Origin of the sequence: Pseudomonas sp. MYb541 (genome assembly GCF_037479595.1) — a bacterium.
GTDB lineage: Bacteria > Pseudomonadota > Gammaproteobacteria > Pseudomonadales > Pseudomonadaceae > Aquipseudomonas > Aquipseudomonas canadensis.
In genome coordinates, this window is sequence record NZ_JBBGYS010000002.1 from 13899 (window position 1) to 35967 (window position 22069).

Consider the following 22069-nt stretch of genomic DNA (forward strand, 5'->3'; position numbering starts at 1 on the left):
GATCCTTGTGGTGAGCGGGCTTGCCCCGCGCGAGGCAAGCTCGCTCACCACAAAGTAATAGGCAGACAACATTATTTGAAGCGTCGCTCCACGCCTTTCTCCACCAGAATCTTCGCCGAAATCTCTTCCACCGAAAAATGCGTGGAATTGATGTGCGCAATATTCTCGCGACGGAACAGATTTTCTACTTCTCGCACTTCGAACTCGCACTGCGCATAGCTGGAATAGCGGCTGTTGGGCTTGCGTTCATTGCGGATCGCCGTCAGCCGATCCGGATCAATGGTCAGCCCGAACAGCTTGTGCGAATGCGCCCGCAGGGCGGCCGGCAGCGTCAAATGCTCCATGTCGTCCTCGGTCAGCGGATAGTTGGCCGCGCGGATGCCGAATTGCATGGCCATGTACAGACAGGTGGGCGTTTTGCCGCAGCGGGACACGCCCACCAGGATCAGGTCGGCCTTGTCGTAGTAGTGGGTGCGGGCGCCGTCGTCGTTGTCGAGGGCAAAGTTCACCGCCTCGATACGCTCCATATAGTTGGAGTTGTGGCCAATGGAATGGGACTTTCCTACCGAGTACGACGAATGTTCACTCAGCTCTTGTTCCAGTGGTGCGAGGAACGTCGAGAAGATGTCGATCATGAAACCATTCGACGTTGCGAGAATCTCACGAATGTCTTGATTGACGATGGTGTCGAAAATGATCGGACGAAAACCGTCTTTTTCGGCCGCCAGATTGATTTGTTGTACCATGGCCCGCGCTTTATCCACGCTGTCGATGTACGGTCGCGTGAATTTGGCGAAGGTAATGTTTTCGAACTGCGCGAGCAGGCTTTGACCCAATGTTTCGGCTGTGATGCCGGTGCCGTCGGAGATAAAGAAAGCAGATCGTTTCATTTGAGCCCTGGGCCTTAAGCTGATGGCGAATCTTGGATATGATAGGCGCGATTTTGCCGTCCCGCAGTGGGCCGCATTCTCACTTATTTTCCAGGTCCAGGCCACAAGCGCTGGCACTCGCTCCTACTGAGCAGCCGGCGTCCTGAGCTTTTCCAACACAGTTAGTGGAGAGATCACCTTGGTAGAGTACGTAGTTTCCCTCGATAAGCTCGGCGTCCATGATGTAGAGCACGTGGGGGGCAAGAACGCATCCCTCGGCGAGATGATCAGTAATCTTGCAGGCGCTGGTGTGTCGGTGCCCGGTGGTTTCGCCACCACGGCCCAGGCTTACCGCGATTTCCTCGAACTGAGCGGCCTCAACGCTCAGATCCACGCCGCGCTGGACGCCCTGGACGTCGATGACGTCAATGCCCTGGCCAAGACAGGCGCCCAGATCCGCCAATGGATCATGGAAGCCGAGTTCCCCGAGAAGCTCAACGAAGAAATCCGCACCGCCTTCGCCGCGCTGTCGGCCGGTAACCCGGACGTCGCCGTTGCCGTACGCTCCTCTGCCACCGCCGAAGACTTGCCGGACGCTTCCTTCGCCGGCCAGCAAGAAACCTTCCTGAACATCCGCGGCGTTGAAAACGTGATCCGCGCGGCCAAGGAAGTGTTCGCCTCGCTGTTCAACGACCGCGCCATTTCCTACCGTGTGCACCAAGGTTTCGACCACAAGCTGGTGGCCCTGTCTGCCGGTGTGCAGCGCATGGTGCGTTCGGAAACCGGCACTGCTGGCGTGATGTTCACCCTCGATACCGAATCGGGCTTCCGTGACGTGGTGTTTATCACGGGCGCCTACGGCCTGGGCGAAACCGTCGTACAAGGCGCGGTCAACCCCGACGAATTCTACGTACATAAGCACACCCTTGAAGCCGGCCGCCCGGCCATCCTGCGCCGCAACCTGGGCAGCAAGGCCATCAAGATGATTTACGGCGACGAGGCCAAGGCCGGTCGCTCGGTGAAAACCGTTGAAGTCGACAAGGCCGAACGCGCGCGTTTCTGCCTGACCGACGCTGAAGTCAGCGAACTGGCCAAACAAGCGATGATCATCGAAAAGCACTACAAGTGCCCGATGGACATCGAGTGGGCCAAGGACGGTGACGACGGCAAGCTGTACATCGTGCAGGCCCGTCCGGAAACCGTGAAAAGCCGCACCTCGGCCAATGTCATGGAACGCTACCTGCTCAAAGAAACCGGCACCGTGCTGGTGGAAGGCCGTGCCATCGGCCAGCGCATCGGCGCCGGCAAGGTGCGGATCATCAAGGACGTGTCCGAAATGGATAAAGTCCAGCCAGGCGACGTGCTGGTTTCCGACATGACCGACCCGGACTGGGAACCGGTGATGAAGCGCGCCAGCGCCATTGTCACCAACCGTGGCGGGCGTACCTGCCACGCGGCGATCATCGCCCGTGAACTGGGCATCCCTGCAGTCGTGGGCTGCGGCAACGCGACCCAGCTGTTGAAAGACGGCCAAGGCGTCACTGTTTCCTGCGCCGAAGGCGACACCGGTTTCATCTTTGAAGGCGAGCTGGGCTTCGATATCAAGCAGAACTCCATCGACGCCATGCCGGACCTGCCGTTCAAGATCATGATGAACGTCGGCAACCCGGACCGCGCCTTTGACTTCGCGCAACTGCCAAACGCCGGTGTGGGCCTGGCCCGCCTGGAGTTCATCATCAATCGCATGATCGGCGTGCACCCCAAGGCTCTGTTGAACTACGACGGCCTGCCGTTGGACATCAAGGAAAGCGTCGACAAGCGTATCGCCGGCTACAACGACCCGGTGGGCTTCTACGTCGAGAAGCTGGTGGAAGGCATCAGCACCCTGGCGGCGGCGTTCTACCCGAAAAAGGTCATCGTGCGTCTGTCGGACTTCAAGTCCAACGAATACGCCAACCTGATCGGCGGCAAGCTTTACGAGCCGGAAGAAGAAAACCCGATGCTGGGCTTCCGTGGCGCCTCGCGCTACATCAGCGAAGCGTTCCGTGACTGCTTCGAACTCGAATGCCGCGCCCTCAAGCGCGTGCGCAACGAGATGGGCCTGACCAACGTCGAAATCATGGTGCCGTTCGTACGCACCTTGGGCGAAGCGAGCCAGGTGGTGGACTTGCTGGCTGAGAACGGCCTGTCCCGTGGTGAGAACGGCCTGCGCGTGATCATGATGTGCGAGCTGCCGTCCAACGCCATCCTGGCCGAAGAATTTCTGGAGTTCTTCGACGGCTTCTCCATCGGCTCCAACGACCTGACCCAGCTGACCCTGGGCCTGGACCGTGACTCCGGGATCATCGCGCACCTGTTCGACGAGCGAAATCCTGCGGTCAAGAAGCTGCTGGCCAACGCCATCCAGGCCTGCAACAAGGCCGGCAAGTACATCGGTATCTGCGGCCAAGGCCCTTCCGACCATCCTGACCTGGCCAAATGGCTGATGGAACAGGGCATCGAAAGCGTCTCGCTGAACCCCGATTCCGTGCTGGAAACCTGGTTCTTCCTGGCGGAAGGCCAAGCGTCCGCCTAAGATCGTCACGTCAAAAGTGCCGGTCACCCGTCGTGGGTGACCGGCATTCTTATCTGTACAGGGCGGGCCTCCTCGCGGACGCCGCCCTTTTTTGTGCAAGAGCATTATGCAAAGCAGCAGCAACCTGTTCCCCGTCGCCTTGATCAGCGCTGAACGTCGTGGCGACCTGAGTGAAGACGTGTATCGCCTCAAACCCGGTAACAGCCCCGACGGCACCGTCGAGCTGGCGGTTACCCGTTTAGGCCTGGCCGACGTCCCGGAAAACCGGGGCATCCCAGTTATTTTATTGCACGGCAGTTTTTCCAACCGGCGCTTCTGGTATTCGCCCAAGGGGATCGGCCTGGGCGCTTACCTTGCGCGCGAGGGGTTTGATGTCTGGATCCCGGAAATGCGCGGTCATGGCCTGTCCAAGCGCAATCATGACTACGCCCGCAACCGCGTCGCTGACTATGCACGTTACGATTTGCCGGCCATCGGCGCATTCGTGCGTGAACAAAGCGGGCAGATTCCCCACTGGATCGGCCATTCCCTGGGTGGCACCAGCTTGGCAGCGGCGCTAGGCGGTCAGCATCTGGGCGCGCCGGCCGTAGCTTCGGTGGCGCTGTTTGGTTGTCAGGTCAGTCGCACCCATTGGCCGTTGAAACTGCCACCAGTGGAGTGGACCGGCCGCTTGCTGTTGAAGCGCTTTGGCGAAGTGTCCGGCTCGCGCCTGAAACGTGGCCCCGAGGACGAACCGGCGGGCGTGATGATCGAAGCCATGCGCTGGAATGGCCTGTTTGGTCGCTTTGGCGAAGGTAAGAACGATTGGTGGAAAGGCTTGGCAGAGGTCGATGTGCCGCTGTTGGCGGTCAGTGCAGCCGGGGACCATCAAGACCCCGACTGGGCCTGTCGCAAGCTGTTCGAGCAAGTCGGTTCCGAGCACCGTCAGTACCTGTGCCTGGGCCGACAGCAAGGCTTTACAGGGGATTTTGGGCATGTGGAGATGCTGGTGAGCAAAGCCGCCCAGGCCGAAGTGTGGCCATTGGTGGCGCAGTGGTTGAAAGATCCGCTCACACCATTGTCCGGTGCGCAGGCGCAGGTGTTGGCCACGGTTTGACGCAGCGCTCTGCCAAGGGCGTTTCGCTCGTGTGTGGTTGCGGCTAAGATATGACGCGTTAAACGCTTCTGGTCATATTCAGTCGCGCAGTGGCTATTGCGTTGCGGCGAGGCGAATGGGATGTTTCGCACCTGCTCTGGCTGGCGCTTCTTTCGAAAGACACCTCTTTGACGGAAAGGAATTTTTCAATGAACCATTACGTGACCCCCGATCTGTGCGACGCCTACCCGGACCTGGTGCAGGTGCTCGAACCGATGTTCAGCAACTTCGGCGGCCGGGATTCCTTCGGCGGCGAGATCGTCACCGTCAAATGCTTCGAAGATAACTCCCTGGTCAAGGAACAAGCCGATCAGCCGGGGGTCGGCAAGGTGCTGGTGGTCGACGGTGGCGGCTCCCTGCGTCGGGCGCTGCTGGGCGACATGATCGCCGAGAAAGCGGCGAAAAACGGTTGGGAAGGGCTGGTGATCTACGGTTGCATCCGCGATGTAGACGTCATTGCCCAGACCGATCTGGGGGTACAGGCCTTGGCCAGCCATCCGATGAAGACCGACAAGCGCGGTATTGGCGATTTGAACGTGGTTGTTACTTTCGCGGGTGTGACCTTTCGTCCGGGTGAATACATCTACGCCGATAACAATGGCGTGATCGTTTCTCCCAGCCCGCTGAAAATGCCCGAATAAGACAGGAGTAAGGATGTTCGAGGAAGAAAACGCGCAATGGGGCCTGGTGCATGCCCTGGTGCTGGACGGTAAAGGCGGTGCGCGTTCGATTGCCCGGACAGAGCTCGACGATTTGCAACTGCAGCCCCAGGAAAGCCTGTGGCTGCATTGGGATCGCAGCCATCCGCAAACCCAGACGTGGCTGCGCAAATCCAGCGGCTTGAGCGAATTTGCCTGTGACTTGTTGCTGGAAGAGAACACCCGTCCGCGCCTGTTGCCGCTGCCGGACTCGGAACTGCTGCTGTTCCTGCGCGGGGTCAACCTAAACCCCGGTGCGGAGCCGGAAGACATGGTCTCGGTACGCATCTTTGCTGCCGCCAGCCGCGTGATTTCTCTACGCCTGCGCCCGTTGCGCGCCACTGACGAACTGTTGGTGCAACTGGCGGACGGCAAGGGGCCTAAGACCGCGTCGGAACTCATCCTTTATATGGCGCAGTACCTGACCAATAAAGTGCAGGATCTGGTCTCCGACCTGTCTGAAATCGTCGACGCTGAGGAAGAAAAACTCGATACCGACGAACGGTATACGCCGGAACATGGCAGCGTGTTGCAGATCCGCCGACGAGCGGCTGGGCTGAAGCGATTTTTGGCGCCGCAGCGAGATATTTTTGCCCAGCTCACGCGGATCAAATTGCCGTGGTTCTGTGACGACGATGCCGACTACTGGAACGAATTGAACAACAGCCTGACCCGCTACCTGGAAGAACTCGAATTGACCCGGGAGCGCGTGGGGCTTGTGCTGGAGGCCGAAGACCGGCGTTTGAGCGTGCGCATGAACCGCACCATGTACCGCTTCGGGATCATCACCGGAATCTTTCTTCCGATGAGTTTTTTGACCGGTCTGCTGGGGATCAATGTGGGCGGTATTCCGTTCTCCGCCAGCCCCTATGGATTCATGGTGGCGTGCCTGTTGATGGTCTCGGTTGCACTCGGACAATGGTGGCTTTTTCGACGATTGCGCTGGGTTTGAGCTGAATATGACCTGAACGTACGTACGGTCCTATGTGACCTCAAGAATTTTACCCTCGTCTTTTAAATCACTTGCGAGAGGTCTTTATGCACGATCCGTTCGAACAGTCTTTGCGTGACATGCTCAATGCCTCGCCGTCCAACCGCGACGACGATGCCTGCCTGGGCCGCGTGTTGAAAACCGCCAACCGCCAAGTCGGTGCGGGTGACCTGTTCGGTCTGCTCGGCCGCTGGCTGCCAGCGTTGATGATGGCCCTGAACAACGGTTCGGCCCATGTATCGCCGGTTTCCCGTCGTAAACCTCTTGCTCGCACTGCTGATAAGGCTGATTGAATATGGAACTTGATCTCTGGACCCAGAGCCTGGTCACCGCGATGACCGCATTGTGGACCAAGGTGGCGAACTTCATTCCCAACCTGTTTGGTGCCCTGGTCCTGGTATTGCTGGGCTTTGTCGTGGCCAAGCTGCTCGACACCCTGCTGTCCAAACTGCTCGCAAAACTGGGCCTGGATCGCCTGATGGCGGGCACCGGACTGACCAAACTGCTGGGTCGTGCCGGGCTGCAAGTGCCGATCTCTACCTTGATTGGCAAGATCGTTTATTGGTTTGTTTTGCTGATTTTTCTGGTTTCTGCGGCTCAATCCCTTGGACTTGAGCGAGTTTCAGCTACGCTCGACATGCTGGCGCTGTATTTGCCGAAGGTTTTCGGCGGCGCGCTGGTGCTGCTGGTAGGCGTTTTGCTGGCGCAACTGGCCAATGGGCTGGTGCGCGGCGCCGCTGAAGGCGTGGGGCTGGACTATGCTGCGGGCCTGGGGCGAATTGCCCAGGGCTTGGTGATCATCATCAGTATTTCAGTCGCGATCAGCCAGTTGGAGGTCAAGACTGACCTGCTCAACCATGTGATTGTGATCGTTTTGATTACCGTTGGTCTGGCCGTTGCGCTGGCCATGGGCTTGGGAAGCCGGGAAATTGCCGGTCAGATTCTTGCGGGAATCTACGTGCGTGAGTTGTATCAGGTTGGGCAACAGGTGCGTGTGGGCGAGGTCGAAGGGCAAATCGAGGAGATCGGCACAGTCAAGACGACAGTGCTGACCGATGACGGCGACCTGGTGTCGCTGTCCAATCGGATTCTCCTGGAACAGCAGGTCAGTAGCCGCTAATCCGGCAAACCCTGCTAATGTACGCCGCCGCAAACCCGGCTGACCGGGTTGTGGCGGACATTGACCTGACTGTCGGCACGACTTGTTTTGAATAAAGCCCAAACGCTGTCCACGCGCTATGACCCCCGTGAGCTCTCTGATGAGGAGTTGGTCGCGCGCGCGCACACGGAGCTGTTTCACGTAACTCGCGCGTACGAAGAATTGATGCGCAGATATCAACGCACTCTGTTCAACGTTTGTTCAAGGTATTTAGGGAACGATAGAGATGCGGATGATGTCTGTCAGGAAGTGATGCTCAAGGTGCTGTACGGCCTGAAGAACTTCGAGGGCAAATCGAAGTTCAAGACGTGGCTATACAGCATCACGTACAACGAGTGCATCACGCAGTATCGGAAGGAACGGCGAAAGCGTCGCTTGATGGACGCGTTGAGTCTGGACCCCCTTGAGGAAGCGTCTGAAGAGAAGGCGCCGGCACCCGAGGAGAAGGGCGGACTTGATCGCTGGTTGGTGTATGTGAACCCGATTGACCGGGAAATTCTGGTGCTACGATTTGTCGCAGAGCTGGAATTTCAGGAAATCGCTGACATCATGCACATGGGTTTGAGTGCTACAAAAATGCGTTACAAACGTGCTCTTGATAAATTACGTGAGAAATTTGCGGGCGAGACTGAAACTTAGTGCGTGGCAAATATCTCTTACGTGTAGGCAAGTTCTGTTAGACTTGTCGCCGAGTTGTCCCCCGGTTTGTGGGACTGCTTTACAATCACCAGATGGGGATTTAACGGATGAAACTGAAAAACACCTTGGGCTTGGCCATTGGTTCTCTTATTGCCGCTACTTCTTTCGGCGTTCTGGCACAAGGCCAAGGCGCAGTTGAAGGCGAGCTGTTCTACAAGAAGCAGTACAACGATAGCGTCAAGCACATCGAAGACGGCTTCAATCCTGGCGCTCGCATCGGTTACTTCCTGACCGACGACCTGTCCTTGAACCTGTCCTACGACAAGACCAACCACACCCGTTCGAACGACGGTACTGGTAACCAGAAGATCAAAGGCGATACCGGCAGCCTGGTTGCCCAGTATCACTTCGGTCAAGCTGGCGTAGACAGCCTGCGTCCATACGTTGAAGGCGGTTTCGGCCACCAGAGCCGTACCAACGTTCAAGCTGACGGCCACAGCGGTCGCGACCAGACTACCTTCGCTACCGTTGGTACTGGCGTGAAGTACTACTTCACCAACAACCTGTACGCTCGTGCCGGTGTTGAAGCTGACTACGGTCTGGACAACGGCAAGTGGGACTACTCCGCACTGGTCGGCCTGGGCGTAAACTTCGGCGGTAACGCTGGCGCAGTTGCTCCAGCTCCTACCCCAGCACCAGCTCCAGAGCCAACTCCAGAGCCAGAAGCTCCAGTTGCTCAGGTTGTTCGTGTTGAGCTGGACGTTAAGTTCGACTTCGACAAGGCCGTTGTTAAGCCTAACAGCTACGGCGACGTGAAAAACCTGGCCGACTTCATGGCTCAGTACCCAGCTACCAACGTAGAAGTTGCTGGTCACACTGACTCCGTCGGTCCAGACGCTTACAACCAGAAGCTGTCCCAGCGTCGTGCTGACGCTGTTAAGCAAGTCCTGGTTAAAGACGGCGTTGCTCCAAGCCGTGTGACCGCAGTAGGTTACGGCGAATCCCGCCCAGTTGCTGACAACGCAACTGAAGCAGGTCGTGCTGTTAACCGTCGCGTAGAAGCGTCGGTTGAAGCTCAAGCTCAGTAATTACTGAGTGGTAGAAAAAAGCCCGGCTTAGGCCGGGCTTTTTTTCGCCTGGAATTTGCCTCAGGCACTGACGGCTTGAGCGAGGCAAGCGACCTGTCCAGGGGCCGCGACACGGCCGATCACCAGGATAGCCGGGCTCTTCAAGGCAAATGCCTGCGCATCTTCATGCATACGCCACAGTTCGCTGCGGCATTCCCTTTGCTGGGGCAGCGATGCATTCTCGATCATCGCCACCGGCATATCCGCCGCCATTGCACCGTCGAGCAGTTGCTGGCGGATTTCCTCCAGTTTCGCCACGCCCATGTACACCACCAACGTAGTCCCGCCCTCGGCCAGGGCGCGCCAATTCAGGCGGCTGTCGTCCTGAGTATGCGCCGTGACCAGGGTTACGCCGCGACTGACCCCGCGCAAGGTCAGCGGCACCGCGCAATTCGTCGCGCCCGCCAGGCCTGCGGTAATACCGTTGACCAATTCCACCTCGACACCCTGTTCACGCAGCCAGATCGCCTCTTCACCGCCGCGCCCGAAAATGCACGGGTCTCCGCCTTTGAGCCGCACCACGCACTTGCCCTGGCGCGCATAGCGCAGCATCAGACGGTGGATAAAATCCTGCGGGGTCGACCGGCAGCCGCCGCGTTTACCCACGGTGACCACGCGCGCGTCTGCGCAATGTTCCAACACTGCCGGGTTGACCAAGTCATCGATCAACACCACATCGGCCTCACGCAGGGCGCGTACCGCCTTGAGGGTCAGCAGTTCCGGGTCACCCGGGCCCGCGCCTACCAGCCAGACTTTTGCATTCATAGGGTGTTCCTCGTCCAGGGATGACGTCAGTGGTGAAAAAGTGAGTACAACAGCACCAGATTGATCAATAACGAGAGCAGCGCCAGCGTGCGCCAGACCTTCATGGGCTCCCGCTCCAGCAAAGGCCGGGGGCGAATGCTCATTTCCTGGCGGTCAGCCTGTTCCAGCACGCGCAACCACTCTTCGGCGGTTTCATAGCGATGGGCGGGTTGGGCCGCCACGGCCCGTTCCAGGCTGAGGGGCAGCCAATCCGGCAGGTCGGGACGGTAGCGGCTGGGGCTGACAGGCTGAGTAAACCGGGGCCGTTGAAAGGCCTCGATTTCGCCGTAGGGGTAATGTCCGGTCAGCAGGTAATACAAGGTAACGCCGACGCCGTATAAATCCTGTTGGGCCGTAGGACGCTCGCCGTTGAAGGCTTCAGGTGCAATAAAGCTGGGCGTGCCCGGCAGCGCATGAGCGCCGTCTTCCGACAGGCCTGGGCAATACGCCAGGCCGAAATCCAGCACTCGCAACTCTCCGTCGTCTCCCAGCAGCAGGTTTTCCGGCTTGATATCGCGGTGCAGGATCTGCCGCCGATGCAGCATGCCCACGGCCCGCAGCAAACGCTCGGCAATCGACTGCCATTGCGCCAAGGGCAAGGGGCCTTGATGTTGGAACAGTTCGGCCAGGGTGTGGCCGGAATAATCACGCATCACGTAGTACAAATGCTGGCGCCCGCTGCCGGCATGGACTTCAGGGAATGCCCGCCCCGCAACCCGGCGCAGAAACCATTCCTCCGATAGCAAGGCTTGGCCGGCATCGTGATCGTCGTCACGGCTCAACGGCAGGGTTTTCAACAGCCAGGGTTGTTGCTGGGCATCGCGCACCCGGTAAAGCAGTGACTGCCGGCTTTGCGCCAACACGCTCTCCACCTGCCAGCCTTCAAAGTGCTGCCCGGCTTTCAACAGCGGTGGCAGTGGCCATTGCTGCAACTGTACCAGCGCATCGCCGAGGGTGGCTGCGCCGAGGGCGTCGACACGCACCAACAGCGCGCTGGCATTGTCCTGGCTACCCGCCAGGTGTGCGGCGTTGACTAGGGTGTTGACCGCCACCTCCAGGTTGGTTTGCTCGCGCAAAATCGCCTGGATACTGTGATCGCCCAGCGTTGCCCACACGCCATCACTGAGCAGCAGGAAACATTCGCCTTCACGCAACTGGCCATCGAGAAAATCCACCACCAGATGTTGATCCAGGCCAAGGGCGCGCTTGAGCACATGCTGCATGCCCGGTTGCTCCCAGACGTGATCCTCGGTGAGGCGCTGCAATTGGCCGTCGAGCCAACGATACGCTCGGCAATCGCCGACATGCGCCAGGGTGAAGCGCTGGCCGCGAAACACCAGCGCACTCAGGGTGGTCAACAGAGGCTGACCACCGCCATTGGCTTGCAACCAGCGATTCTGTGCCAGCAGCAAACGCTCCAAGGCCTGGGCCACGCCCCAGGTTTGCGGCGTGGCGTAGTAATCCAGGGCCAGTGCCTGCAAGGTCGAGCGCGCGGCCAGGCCGCCGTCGGCGCACTGGCTTACGCCGTCGGCGATGGCGCACAGATAGCCTTTGCTCGCCGCCAGTTCGGCCACGGGTGTGACCACCCGCAACGCGTCCTGGTTTTCCGCCCGAGGGCCAATGGCACTGGCCTGGGCGACGCTCAGTTGCAGGCTCATCAGACCCGCGCAGCCGTCACGGCAGCCGAGCCCCAGGTGGTTCTCCAGCGACGCTTAACGCCGTGCAGGCCGAACCAGGCCAATACGCCCAGGCTGGCGAACAACCACAACGCCATCTGATAGCTGCCGGTACTTTGTTTGATCGCGCCCATGCCGGCTGCCAGGGCAAAGCCGCCGATACCGCCAGCCATGCCGATCAGGCCGGTCATCACGCCGATCTCACGGCGGAAACGCTGCGGCACCAATTGGAATACTGCGCCATTTCCTGCGCCGAGCCCCAGCATGGTGCAGACGAAAAGCGCCAGCGCTGCGTAGGAACTCGGCAGGTTGAAACCCACCGCCGCGATGCAGATCGCCGCCACGCTGTACATGCCCAGCAAGGTCCGAATCCCGCCGAAGCGATCCGCCAACGCGCCACCCAGCGGGCGCATCAGGCTGCCGCCGAACACGCAGGCGGCGGTGTAGTAGCCGGCTGTCACCGGGCTCAGGCCGTATTGGTCATTGAAATAGCCGGGCAGGGCGCTTGCCAGGCCGATAAAGCCGCCGAAGGTCACGCTGTAGAAAAACATGAACCACCAACTGTCACGGTCACCCAGGGCCTTGAAGTAGTCGGCCATGGACTTGGCCTTCGGGCGTTCCGGGGCATTGCGTGCCAGCCAGGCAAAGACGATCAGGGTCAGCACCAGGGGGATCAGCGCGAAGCCGAACACGTTGCTCCAGCCAAAGGCGGCCGCCAATACCGGTGCCAGCAACGCGGCGAACACGGTGCCGGAGTTCCCCGCACCGGCGATACCCATCGCCTTGCCCTGATGTTCAGCCGGGTACCACTGGGAGGCCAGGGGCAGTGCAACGGCAAACGAGGCGCCGGCCATACCAAGGAACACGCCCAGCAACAGCGCTTGTTCGTAGCTATGGATCCCGAGTTTCCAGGCGCCGAACAGGGCGCAGATCACAATCACCTGGCCAATCAGGCCTGCCGTCTTGGGCGATAGCTTGTCCGCCAGCATGCCCATCAAAAAGCGCAAAATCGCACCCGCGAGGATCGGCGTTGCGACCATCAGGCCACGCTGCTGAGTGGTCAGGTGCAGGTCGGCGGCAATCTGTATCGCCAAGGGGCCCAGCAGGTACCAGACCATGAAGCTCAGGTCGAAATACAGGAACGCGGCAAACAAGGTCGGGGTGTGCCCGGATTTCCAGAAGCTTGATTTCATCACGCACCTCAACGGTTGGGGGTCTTGTAAGAAGGCCAAAACGAAAAAACGCCGCCACCGGGTTCGCGAGGGCAAACCGGGTGTGCGACGTCTTTGTCGGGGAGGGGCAACCGCCGTTGGCTACCTGTGGTGAATGCTTAGCAAGAGCTGCGCCAAATCAGCCGAGCAACTCGCTCATGGCGATAATCTGCTCCGCCACCTGGATCAGCTTCTGCTGGCGGCTCATGGCCTGGCGGCGCATCAGGGTGTAGGCCTCTTCCTCGTTGCAATCCTTCATTTTCATCAGCATGCCCTTGGCCAACTCGATACGTTTGCGCTCGGCCAACTGCTGGTCGCGGGCTTGAAGCTGCGCGCGCAAGGCCTGATCGCTTTCGAAGCGGGCCATGGCCACGTCAAGGATCGGCTGCAGGCGCTGGGCCTGGATGCCTTCGACGATGTAGGCGCTGACGCCGGACTTGATCGCCTGGCGCATCACGTTCGGGTCGTGTTCGTCGGTGAACATCACAATGGGCCGGGGTTGGTCACGGCTGACCAGCACCACTTGCTCCATCACATCGCGCCCCGGTGACTCGGTATCGATCAGGATCACGTCCGGGCGCACCGTTTCGACGCGTGCGGGCAGGTCAATGGTCAGGCCGGACTCGTCGATCACGTCAAAACCGGCTTCGATCAGCGCAGTCCTGAGTCGGCCTACCTTGCGTGGGGTGTCGTTGATCAGCAGGATTCGCAGCATGGGGTCCTCCTGTCAGCGCAAGGCTTGGCGGTGGGTCGGATCGGCCAGCGCATGCAGCCGGAAGCTGCGGGCATAGCCAGCGGGGTCGGAACCGTCCCAGATTTTGCCGTCGATCAGTTGGCTGCTGCGCATGTCCTGGTCGTTCGTGGCGATCCCCAGTCCATCGGCGGCCTGGCGATACAGCGCCAGTTGCTGCACCTGGCGCGCAACGCCGAGGTAGTCGGGGTCTTCGCGCAACAAACCCCAGCGCCGGAACTGGGTCATGAACCACATGCCGTCAGAGAGGTAGGGGAGGTTGACCTCACCGTCGGCAAAAAAACGCAGCGCGTGGGGATCCTGCCACTGATTGCCCAGGCCGTCGTCATAGATCCCCAGCAGGCGCGGCTCGATGCAGTCGAGCGGGGCATCGAGGTATTCGCGGCCACTGAGCAGTTGTGCGGTGGAGCGGCGGTTTTCGCGGCTTTCTTCGATAAACCGACTGGCTTCCAGGATTGCCCTCACCAGCACGCGTGCCGTGTTCGGGTTTTGATCCACGAACGCCTGGGTGCAGCCGAGCACCTTTTCCGGATGATCCGGCCAGATCGCCTGGGTCGTCGCCAGGGTAAACCCTTGGTTCTGTTTGACCGCGCTGGCGCACCAGGGCTCGCCGACGCAAAACCCATCGATGCGCCCGGCTTGCAGGTGCGCAACCATTTGCGGTGGTGGGACCACTACGCTGTCCACATCCTGTAATGGATGAATGCCCTGGCTTGCCAGCCAGTAATACAGCCACATCGCATGGGTGCCTGTGGGAAATGTCTGGGCGAAGGTCAGTTTTGTTCGACTTTGGTGCACGTGGCGATCCAGCGCCTCAGGAGTGATCACCCCCTGTTGTTGCAAACCGTGGGACAGGTTGATGCTCTGGCCGTTCTGGTTGAGCCCCATCAACACGGCCATGTCGGTGGGCGCGACACCGCCGATACCCAGGTGCACGGCGTAGATCAGCCCGTACAGGCTGTGGGCGGCGTCCAGTTCGCCGCTGACCAGTTTGTCGCGCAGGTTGGCCCAGGACGATTGGCGCTTGAGGTTCAAGGTCAGGCCATAGGGTTGCGCGAAGCCCTGGGTGGCCGCCACCACCATCGAGGCGCAGTCACTCAAGGCCATGAAGCCCAGGTCGAGGCTGCCTTTTTCCGGTGCATCACTGCCGTTGACCCAGGCCAGCGGGTCGTTCATCGGGCTGTTGCCCACCGAATCGTTCATCTACACCTACCTTTTCTTTCAAAAAAAAGCGTCGTTCCCTCAGATGGCGATGTAAGCCAATGCGGGTAACGACGCCTTTGTCCGTAAGCTCGCTCCGCCGTTGGTGCGTGCTCTGATACAGAGTTCATAGCAAGGCACATGCCACGGCCGAGTGGGCCTGGAGAGTCATCAACTTTCCATCAAGATTGAAAGCGGGCGGGCTCTCAGTATGGCGACTCTCCCACTGCCAGACCGCCGAGGAACGCCCACGGTGTACGCCGAAGTCCCAGCAACGATGCCTCGCCTCTGGCTATACCGCCGACTGTTGTTTGTCGCGCTGCTCTTGATCAACACGCGGGCCTGGGGCGAGCTTTATCAAGCGCAGGACGAAAGCCTGCATACCGTGTTCACTGCGCTGTCGGTGCCACTTGGGTTGCCCATCGTTGTGAGTCGCGAAGTCGCACGCAAACGCCTCAGCGCAGCACTGGATTTCGATGCGCCACAACAGGCCCTGGAGGCGCTTGCACTTGAGCAAGGGTTGATCTGGTACAGCGACGGGCAAGCGCTGCATGTCTATGACGCAGGCGAAGCAAAAAGTTCTGCGGTGACCTTGCGGCATATCTCGGTCGACAGGCTACGTAGCCTGATGCGCCGCTCCGGCCTCGATGAATCACGTTATCCATTGCGTGAAAGTGGAGCGCGCACGTTCTATGTGTCCGGCCCACCGAATTATATCGACCAGGTACTGCGCCTGGCTCAGTTGATGGACCGGAAAAGGGCTGACTTGCGAGTGGGCGTTCAGTCCTTTGCCGTCGTCCAAGTGCTCAATACCGATGTGGTGGATCGACAGTACGGCACGCGCGACAACCCGGTCACCGTGCCGGGGATGGCGACGATGATCGAGACCCTGTTGGCCAGCGAGCAAAAGGGGGTGCTCTCGGACAAGAGCCTGGGCGTGATCGCGTACCCGGACAGCAACAGCCTGTTGATCAAGGGCAAGCCGGCCCAAGTGAGTTTCATCCAGAAACTGGTGGCGGAACTCGACGTGCCCAAGCGAGCGATCGAGGTCTCGCTGTGGCTGGTGGATGTTGAACGCGATGAATTGAAGAAACTGGGCCTGGACTCGGATGAAGAACCGAAGGCGTCGACCACGCGAGTCTTGGCCCCCTTGGACGATAGCCTCCTCATGGCGAAGGTCGCTGCATTGGAGCGTCGCCGACGAGCGAAGCTAACCACCTTGCCGGTGATCCTCACCCAGGAGAATGTGCCGGCGGTGTTCCAGGACAACCATACGTTTTACATGCCGCCCCGCGGAGACGATCGCGCCGACTGGAAACCGCTGCGTTATGGCACCCAGGTCAGCGTGCTGCCGCGTTTTGCGCAGGGTAACCAGATTGAAATGCGCCTTGAGGTGGACGAAGGGCGCCAGATGAGTGAGGCGGGGCGGCGTGAAAAAAACGCGGCGGTGGGGCGGGTGGGCATCAACAGCATGGTCCGAGTGCCTCAGGGCAGACGCCTATGGCTGGGTGCGTTTCAGCGGGAATCAGAAGGGCGGGGAGCAGGTCGTCCAGCCCAAGTACGCCTGTTTGTGATCCAGGCCAGGGCGGTGGGTAGCGAGTTGAAGGGGTTGGAAGAGGCAGGAGGGCCACCACCCCTGACTGCGGCGCAATACGAGCGTGTCCAGCGTGCGTTTGTACGACCGCAGCGCGATGTCTCACCGTAAACAAGGTGTTAACTCATGCATCTGGAAATTCTTCTACAGGAACAACTGATCAGCCGCAGGCGGCTGGCTGCCTTTGCGCCCGGAAAGGTGTTGCCGCTGATGCCGGAGATCATCCACTGCGTGGAGGTTCGGGTGAATGGGCAGTTGTTGGCGTTGGGCGAGTTGGTGCAATTGGAAGACCGGCTAGGGGTTGAACTGCATGAGGTGTATCAGACGTGGTTGCCTGGAGGAGGGTAGCGAAATGTCCTACGGCGCGATGTCAAAAAACGCCTGATGTATGGGTTTTTTCCTCGGGTGAGCAGTGAGGCAGGTTTTTATAGTCATGACATGGGCACATGAGCCAGTGATTGAAATGAGGACGTCAATGTCAGTAGTCGGAGGTCGGGATAGCGTCATGGATGATGGAGGGACGACGACTTCCCTGCTTTTTGCGCATTGGACTTTGCATGACCATGGTCGCCTGACGGGGGAGGGTTCGGATGTCCAGTTGCCGCCTAAGGAATGGCGGGTGTTACGGCTGTTGCTGGTCTCCGGTGGTGCGTTGATGACCAAGGATCGCTTGTTGGAACTGGCTTGGCCCCAGGAAGAGGTCGCCGAGGAGTCCTTGACTCGCTGCATTTATTCATTGCGCAAGTACCTTGGTGCCGATAAGGGGTTTATCAAGACGATCTACGGTCGGGGGTATCGTTTCACCTGCCCGGTGAGTGCCATGTCTGATCGTGCGGAGCAGGTGTGTTCCGCCTGCGGCCGAGCCAGCCAGGGGGTGTTGAAACGTGGCTAGGTTCTGGAGCAAGGGCTGGCTGCTGGGTGCCTTGATGGCCAGCAATCAAGCTTTGGCCTACTGCTGGGAGGAGGCTGCCAGTCAATACAGCATCGAGCCGGAGTTGCTGCAGGCGATCGCGGTCGTGGAGTCGGGTAATCGTGCGCAAGCGATAAATCGCGCCAACCGTAATGGCACGTGGGACATCGGTCTGATGCAAATCAACAGCATCCACCTGCCACGCTTGCTGAAGCAGGGCATTACCGAGGATCGCTTGATCAATGAGCCCTGCCTGTCGGTTGAGGTGGGGGCTTCGATCCTGGCCGAGTTCATCCAGCGCTTTGGCTACAACTGGACGGCAGTGGGTTCCTACAACGTGGGGACAGGCACCGGGCCCGAGCGTGAGGCGTTGCGCATGCAGTATGCGCAGAAAATATGGGCGTATTACGAGCAGTTGGTCGCGCACCGTTACTGACGATTGAGGTTCACGCCTCGCGCGCTACCTGTCACCCCGGCTATAATCGCCGCCACCTTTCGCCGCCACCGAGTCTAGCCCGCCCATGTATACCCTGGCCCGCCAGCTGTTGTTCAAACTTTCCCCGGAAACTTCCCACGATCTGTCCCTGGACCTGATCGGTGCCGGTGGACGCCTGGGGCTCAATGGCCTGGTATGCAAGGCACCGGCGAAAATGCCGGTCTCGGTGATGGGGCTCGACTTCCCCAACCCGGTCGGGCTGGCGGCCGGTCTGGATAAAAACGGTGCGGCCATCGATGGCTTTGCGCAGCTGGGTTTCGGTTTCGTCGAAATCGGCACCGTGACCCCGCGACCACAGCCGGGCAACCCCAAGCCGCGCATCTTCCGCCTGCCGGAAGCCGAGGCGATCATCAACCGCATGGGCTTCAACAACCTGGGCGTTGATCATCTGCTGTCGCGGGTTCAGGCGGCGAAGTACAAGGGCATCCTCGGTATCAATATCGGCAAGAACTTCGATACGCCGGTCGAGCGTGCCGTCGACGATTACCTGATCTGCCTGGACAAGGTCTACGCCCACGCCAGCTACGTCACGGTCAACGTCAGCTCGCCCAACACCCCGGGCCTGCGCAGCCTGCAGTTCGGTGATTCCCTCAAGCAATTGCTCGAAGCCCTGCGCCAGCGCCAGGAAGACCTGGCCGTGCGCCATGGCAAGCGCGTGCCACTGGCGATCAAGATTGCCCCGGACATGAGCGACGAAGAAACCGTACTGGTCGCCCAAGCCCTGGTGGACTCGGGCATGGACGCGGTGATCGCGACCAACACCACCCTCAGCCGCGTAGGTGTCGAAGGCTTGGCCCATGGTGACGAGGCGGGTGGCCTGTCGGGTGCGCCGGTGCGTGAGCAGAGCACCCATATCGTCAAGGTGCTGGCCGCCGAGCTGGCTGGACGTTTGCCGATCATCGCCGCAGGAGGCATCACCGAAGGCAAGCACGCAGCCGAGAAGATCGCCGCGGGTGCCAGCCTGGTGCAGTTGTACTCCGGGTTTATCTACAAGGGCCCCGCGCTGATCCGCCAGTCGGTGGACGCGATCGCAGCACTGCCAAAACCCTGATCCGTGCCCATTAAAAAGGGCTCCATTAAGGAGCCCCCTGGGCCGAAGCCCGCCGCCCGGATAGGACGTGCGTGGTTAAGTCGTTACATCTTCATCGGTGATGATGTCGGAATGAGTTGCCCTTGATTAGCCGACGGCGTGAAGTTCGTTGAGTCTGTGGATTCCCGCAGTGCCAGTCATACCGTCCCAGTTGTCGCCGCGTCCTTCTCGCCAGCCGTTGATCCAGGCTTGGCGTACCGACGGTAGAGTAAATGGGCAAAGCTCACGGGATTTGCCATGAACGCCATATTGATATCCGCGTAAAAATGCTCTTTCCAACGGATCACGCTTAAGTCTTCTCATAGGGTGTTTCCCTCACTTGTTGACTGTCTTGATATCCTTCGGCCCCGCGTGGGGCCGGGCAGAGTTTTTCTGCCGTTGGTGGGCTCGCTGCCGGCGTGGCGAGCCTATGTGTCGGCGTCGTTACGGCGCCAACCTGTGTTGAGTTCTAACCAATAGGTCACATGGATTCAATGATCGTTTTGTCATAAGCACGTAACGATAACGATGCTATAGCCATAAGCTGGGATGGCTTTTCGCCCCATTTATCTGGCAAAGCCAGCTATGATGCACCCTGCAAAGAGGATGGGTTTAATCCTTTAGTGAGAATGTCCGCTCGTTGCAGTCGGTTATTATTCGACGAAGGGTCGGAATATTTCTTTTTGTTACAGCTAATTGTTATCTGCCCCGTCAATAAAGGCCCAAGGGCCTGTCGGACGGGGTGGGACGGCACATTCGTGCCACGCGAGCACTCTTCAAGAAAAGTGCTTGATTGAAAACCGAGCCGGCGATGCGTCGCCCGTTCATTTATTGCTGAAAAGCCTGGAATGCCCCATGTCGGACCGTTTTGAACTCTTCCTCACCTGCCCCAAGGGCCTCGAAGGCCTGCTGATCGAGGAAGCCGTCGGGCTTGGCCTTGAGGAAGCCCGCGAGCACACCTCGGCCGTGCGCGGCATGGCCGACATGGAAACCGCCTACCGCCTCTGCCTCTGGTCGCGCCTGGCCAACCGCGTGCTGCTGGTGCTCAAGCGCTTCCCGATGAAGGACGCCGAAGACCTCTACCACGGCGTGCTGGACATCGAGTGGGCCGACCACATGGTGCCGGACGGCACCCTGGCCGTTGAGTTCAGTGGTCACGGATCGGGCATCGACAACACCCACTTCGGCGCGCTGAAGGTCAAGGATGCGATCGTCGACAAGCTGCGCACCCCGACTGGCGAACGCCCGTCCATCGACAAGATCAACCCGGACCTGCGCATCCACCTGCGCCTGGACCGTGGCGAAGCCATCCTGTCCCTCGACCTGTCCGGCCACAGCCTGCACCAGCGCGGTTACCGTCTGCAGCAGGGCGCGGCACCGTTGAAGGAAAACCTGGCCGCCGCGATCCTGATCCGTGCCGGCTGGCCGCGCATTGCGGCTGAAGGCGGCGCGCTGAGCGACCCGATGTGCGGCGTGGGCACCTTCCTGGTGGAAGGCGCGATGATCGCCGCCGACATGGCGCCCAACCTGAATCGTGAACTGTGGGGCTTCACCACCTGGCTGGGTCACGTCCCGGCGCTGTGGAAGAAGCTGCACACAGAAGCTACTGAACGTGCCGCCATCGGCATGAACAAGCCGCCACTGTGGATCCGAGGCTACGAAGCCGACCCACGGTTGATCCAACCCGCGCGCAACAACATCGAACGCGCAGGCCTGAGCCATTGGATCAAGGTGTACCAGGGCGAAGTCGGCACTTTCGAGCCGCGTCCGGACCAGAACCAGAAAGGCCTGGTCATCTGCAACCCGCCGTACGGCGAGCGTCTGGGTGACGAAGCCAGCCTGTTGTACCTCTACCAGAACCTCGGCGAGCGTCTGCGCCAGGCCTGCATGGGCTGGGAAGCGGCGGTGTTCACCGGTGCGCCGGACCTGGGCAAGCGCATGGGTATCCGCAGCCACAAACAGTATTCGTTCTGGAACGGCGCGTTGCCGTGCAAGCTGTTGCTGATCAAAGTCAATCCGGACCAGTTCGTCACCGGCGAGCGTCGTACCCCGGAACAGCGTCAGGCTGAGCGTGAGCAAGCCGCTTACGATCAAGCCCCGGCTGAGCCGCAAGAGCGCCAGTACAACAAGAACGGCAACCCGATCAAACCTGCTCCGGCCCCGGTGGTCGAGCAGGCGCGCCTGAGCGAAGGCGGGCAGATGTTCGCCAACCGCCTGCAGAAGAACCTCAAGTTGCTGGGCAAGTGGGCCAAGCGCGAAGGCGTGGATTGCTACCGTGTGTACGATGCCGACATGCCGGAATACTCCATGGCAATCGACCTGTACCACGACTGGGTCCACGTGCAGGAGTACGCTGCGCCGAAATCCATCGACCCGGAAAAAGCCTCCGCGCGTATGTTCGATGCGCTGGCGGCGATTCCCCAGGCGCTGAACATCGACAAGAGCCGCGTGGTGGTCAAGCGTCGCGAGCGTCAGAGCGGCACCAAGCAGTACGAGCGCCAGAGCGCCCAGGGTAAGTTCACCGAAGTCAGCGAAGGCGGCGTGAAGTTGCTGGTCAACCTCACCGACTACCTGGACACCGGCCTGTTTCTCGACCACCGCCCAATGCGCATGCGCATCCAGAAAGAAGCCGCCGGCAAGCGCTTCCTCAACCTGTATTGCTACACCGCCACCGCCAGTGTGCACGCGGCCAAAGGCGGCGCGCGCAGCACCACCAGCGTCGATCTGTCCAAGACCTATCTGGACTGGGCGCGTCGCAACTTCTCCCTCAACGGTTTCTCCGACAAGAACCGCCTGGAGCAGGGTGATGTGATGGCGTGGCTGGAGGCCAGCCGCGACGAGTTCGACCTGATCTTCATCGACCCGCCGACCTTCTCCAACTCCAAGCGCATGGAAGGCATCTTCGACGTGCAGCGCGACCACGTGCAGTTGCTCGACCTGGCCATGGCGCGCCTGGCACCGGGCGGCGTACTGTATTTCTCGAACAACTTCCGCAAGTTCGCGCTGGAGGACAACCTCAGCGAACGTTATGCGGTCGAGGAAATCAGCGACAAGACCATCGACCCGGATTTTGCGCGCAATGCGAAGATCCACCGGGCGTGGAAAATCACCGCGCGCTGATCGTTGCCACTAAAAGAGCCGCAAGCCTGGATTATTCCGGGCTTG

At 60.0% G+C, this 22069-nt stretch carries 21 protein-coding genes; 14 read left to right on the forward strand and 7 right to left on the reverse strand.

All coding sequences use genetic code 11. The features are described 5' to 3' along the window. Nucleotides 1–71: 71 nt before the first annotated feature. Complete coding sequence (gene ppsR / locus WH299_RS01490) at nt 72–890, reverse strand: posphoenolpyruvate synthetase regulatory kinase/phosphorylase PpsR (protein ID WP_003193298.1); 819 nt, start codon at nt 888–890, stop codon at nt 72–74. Nucleotides 891–1068: 178 nt separating this feature from the next. On the opposite strand from ppsR, the gene ppsA reads away from it, so the two are divergent. The 8 genes from ppsA to WH299_RS01530 all read left to right on the forward strand — a co-directional run bounded on the left by ppsA (nt 1069) and on the right by WH299_RS01530 (nt 9154). Further along, entirely contained in the window at nt 1069–3444 is a 2376-nt protein-coding gene (ppsA, locus tag WH299_RS01495) for a phosphoenolpyruvate synthase (protein WP_028617515.1), read from the forward strand. Nucleotides 3445–3550: 106 nt separating this feature from the next. After that, nucleotides 3551–4540, forward strand: coding sequence for an alpha/beta fold hydrolase (locus WH299_RS01500; protein ID WP_122726536.1), 990 nt, complete (start codon nt 3551–3553; stop codon nt 4538–4540). A 188-nt stretch (nt 4541–4728) separates the two neighbouring features. Further along, nucleotides 4729–5220: a ribonuclease E activity regulator RraA gene (gene rraA, locus WH299_RS01505; RefSeq protein ID WP_339549431.1), complete on the forward strand. Its 492-nt coding sequence runs from the start codon at nt 4729–4731 to the stop codon at nt 5218–5220. A gap of 13 nt (nt 5221–5233) precedes the next feature. Next, nucleotides 5234–6229 (forward strand): zinc transporter ZntB, encoded by a 996-nt coding sequence (locus tag WH299_RS01510; protein ID WP_016979263.1) that lies wholly within the window; start codon nt 5234–5236, stop codon nt 6227–6229. An 86-nt stretch (nt 6230–6315) separates the two neighbouring features. Continuing rightward, on the forward strand, nt 6316–6561 hold the full coding sequence (locus WH299_RS01515; RefSeq protein ID WP_005790375.1) for a hypothetical protein: 246 nt from the start codon (nt 6316–6318) through the stop codon (nt 6559–6561). Between the two features lie 2 nt (nt 6562–6563). Beyond that, nucleotides 6564–7388, forward strand: coding sequence for a mechanosensitive ion channel family protein (locus WH299_RS01520; protein WP_003175519.1), 825 nt, complete (start codon nt 6564–6566; stop codon nt 7386–7388). 87 nt (nt 7389–7475) lie between these two features. Then, nucleotides 7476–8066, forward strand: a complete 591-nt coding sequence (gene sigX / locus WH299_RS01525; RefSeq protein WP_003175518.1) for an RNA polymerase sigma factor SigX — start codon at nt 7476–7478, stop codon at nt 8064–8066. Nucleotides 8067–8173: 107 nt separating this feature from the next. After that, on the forward strand, nt 8174–9154 hold the full coding sequence (locus WH299_RS01530; RefSeq protein WP_339549434.1) for an OmpA family protein: 981 nt from the start codon (nt 8174–8176) through the stop codon (nt 9152–9154). A gap of 60 nt (nt 9155–9214) precedes the next feature. Here the strand turns inward: WH299_RS01530 and cobA are convergent, their stop codons facing one another. From cobA to WH299_RS01555, 5 genes are all read right to left on the reverse strand, one after another. Continuing rightward, a complete protein-coding gene (gene cobA, locus WH299_RS01535) occupies nt 9215–9958 on the reverse strand; it encodes a uroporphyrinogen-III C-methyltransferase (protein ID WP_339549435.1) in 744 nt (247 codons plus the stop codon). A 26-nt stretch (nt 9959–9984) separates the two neighbouring features. Beyond that, nucleotides 9985–11655, reverse strand: a complete 1671-nt coding sequence (locus WH299_RS01540) for a bifunctional protein-serine/threonine kinase/phosphatase (RefSeq protein ID WP_339549437.1) — start codon at nt 11653–11655, stop codon at nt 9985–9987. Then, nucleotides 11655–12866 carry a nitrate/nitrite transporter gene (locus WH299_RS01545; RefSeq protein ID WP_016979267.1) on the reverse strand — a complete coding sequence of 404 codons (1212 nt, stop codon included), beginning with the start codon at nt 12864–12866 and terminating at the stop codon, nt 11655–11657. The genes WH299_RS01540 and WH299_RS01545 overlap by 1 nt, the downstream gene beginning before the upstream one ends. Nucleotides 12867–13023: 157 nt before the next feature. Beyond that, complete coding sequence (locus WH299_RS01550) at nt 13024–13599, reverse strand: ANTAR domain-containing response regulator (RefSeq protein ID WP_010208501.1); 576 nt, start codon at nt 13597–13599, stop codon at nt 13024–13026. 12 nt (nt 13600–13611) lie between these two features. Beyond that, entirely contained in the window at nt 13612–14838 is a 1227-nt protein-coding gene (locus WH299_RS01555) for a CmpA/NrtA family ABC transporter substrate-binding protein (protein ID WP_028617508.1), read from the reverse strand. A 274-nt stretch (nt 14839–15112) separates the two neighbouring features. On the opposite strand from WH299_RS01555, the gene sctC reads away from it, so the two are divergent. From sctC to WH299_RS01580, 5 genes are all read left to right on the forward strand, one after another. Continuing rightward, complete coding sequence (gene sctC, locus WH299_RS01560; RefSeq protein ID WP_339549439.1) at nt 15113–16540, forward strand: type III secretion system outer membrane ring subunit SctC; 1428 nt, start codon at nt 15113–15115, stop codon at nt 16538–16540. A gap of 15 nt (nt 16541–16555) precedes the next feature. Next, nucleotides 16556–16777, forward strand: a complete 222-nt coding sequence (locus tag WH299_RS01565) for a FliM/FliN family flagellar motor switch protein (RefSeq protein ID WP_095017238.1) — start codon at nt 16556–16558, stop codon at nt 16775–16777. 127 nt (nt 16778–16904) lie between these two features. Beyond that, the gene (locus WH299_RS01570; protein ID WP_240037336.1) at nt 16905–17321 is read left to right on the forward strand and encodes a winged helix-turn-helix domain-containing protein; all 417 of its coding nucleotides are present in this window, start codon (nt 16905–16907) and stop codon (nt 17319–17321) included. Further along, nucleotides 17314–17775: a transglycosylase SLT domain-containing protein gene (locus WH299_RS01575; protein WP_122726545.1), complete on the forward strand. Its 462-nt coding sequence runs from the start codon at nt 17314–17316 to the stop codon at nt 17773–17775. Before WH299_RS01570 ends, WH299_RS01575 begins: the two co-directional genes overlap by 8 nt. A gap of 85 nt (nt 17776–17860) precedes the next feature. Continuing rightward, nucleotides 17861–18886, forward strand: a complete 1026-nt coding sequence (locus WH299_RS01580; protein ID WP_339496381.1) for a quinone-dependent dihydroorotate dehydrogenase — start codon at nt 17861–17863, stop codon at nt 18884–18886. A 126-nt stretch (nt 18887–19012) separates the two neighbouring features. Here the strand turns inward: WH299_RS01580 and rmf are convergent, their stop codons facing one another. Further along, the gene (rmf, locus tag WH299_RS01585; protein WP_002553055.1) at nt 19013–19228 is read right to left on the reverse strand and encodes a ribosome modulation factor; all 216 of its coding nucleotides are present in this window, start codon (nt 19226–19228) and stop codon (nt 19013–19015) included. 531 nt (nt 19229–19759) lie between these two features. Between rmf and rlmKL the strand changes: the two genes are divergently transcribed. After that, complete coding sequence (gene rlmKL, locus WH299_RS01590; protein WP_028617502.1) at nt 19760–22024, forward strand: bifunctional 23S rRNA (guanine(2069)-N(7))-methyltransferase RlmK/23S rRNA (guanine(2445)-N(2))-methyltransferase RlmL; 2265 nt, start codon at nt 19760–19762, stop codon at nt 22022–22024. Nucleotides 22025–22069 lie beyond the last annotated feature (45 nt).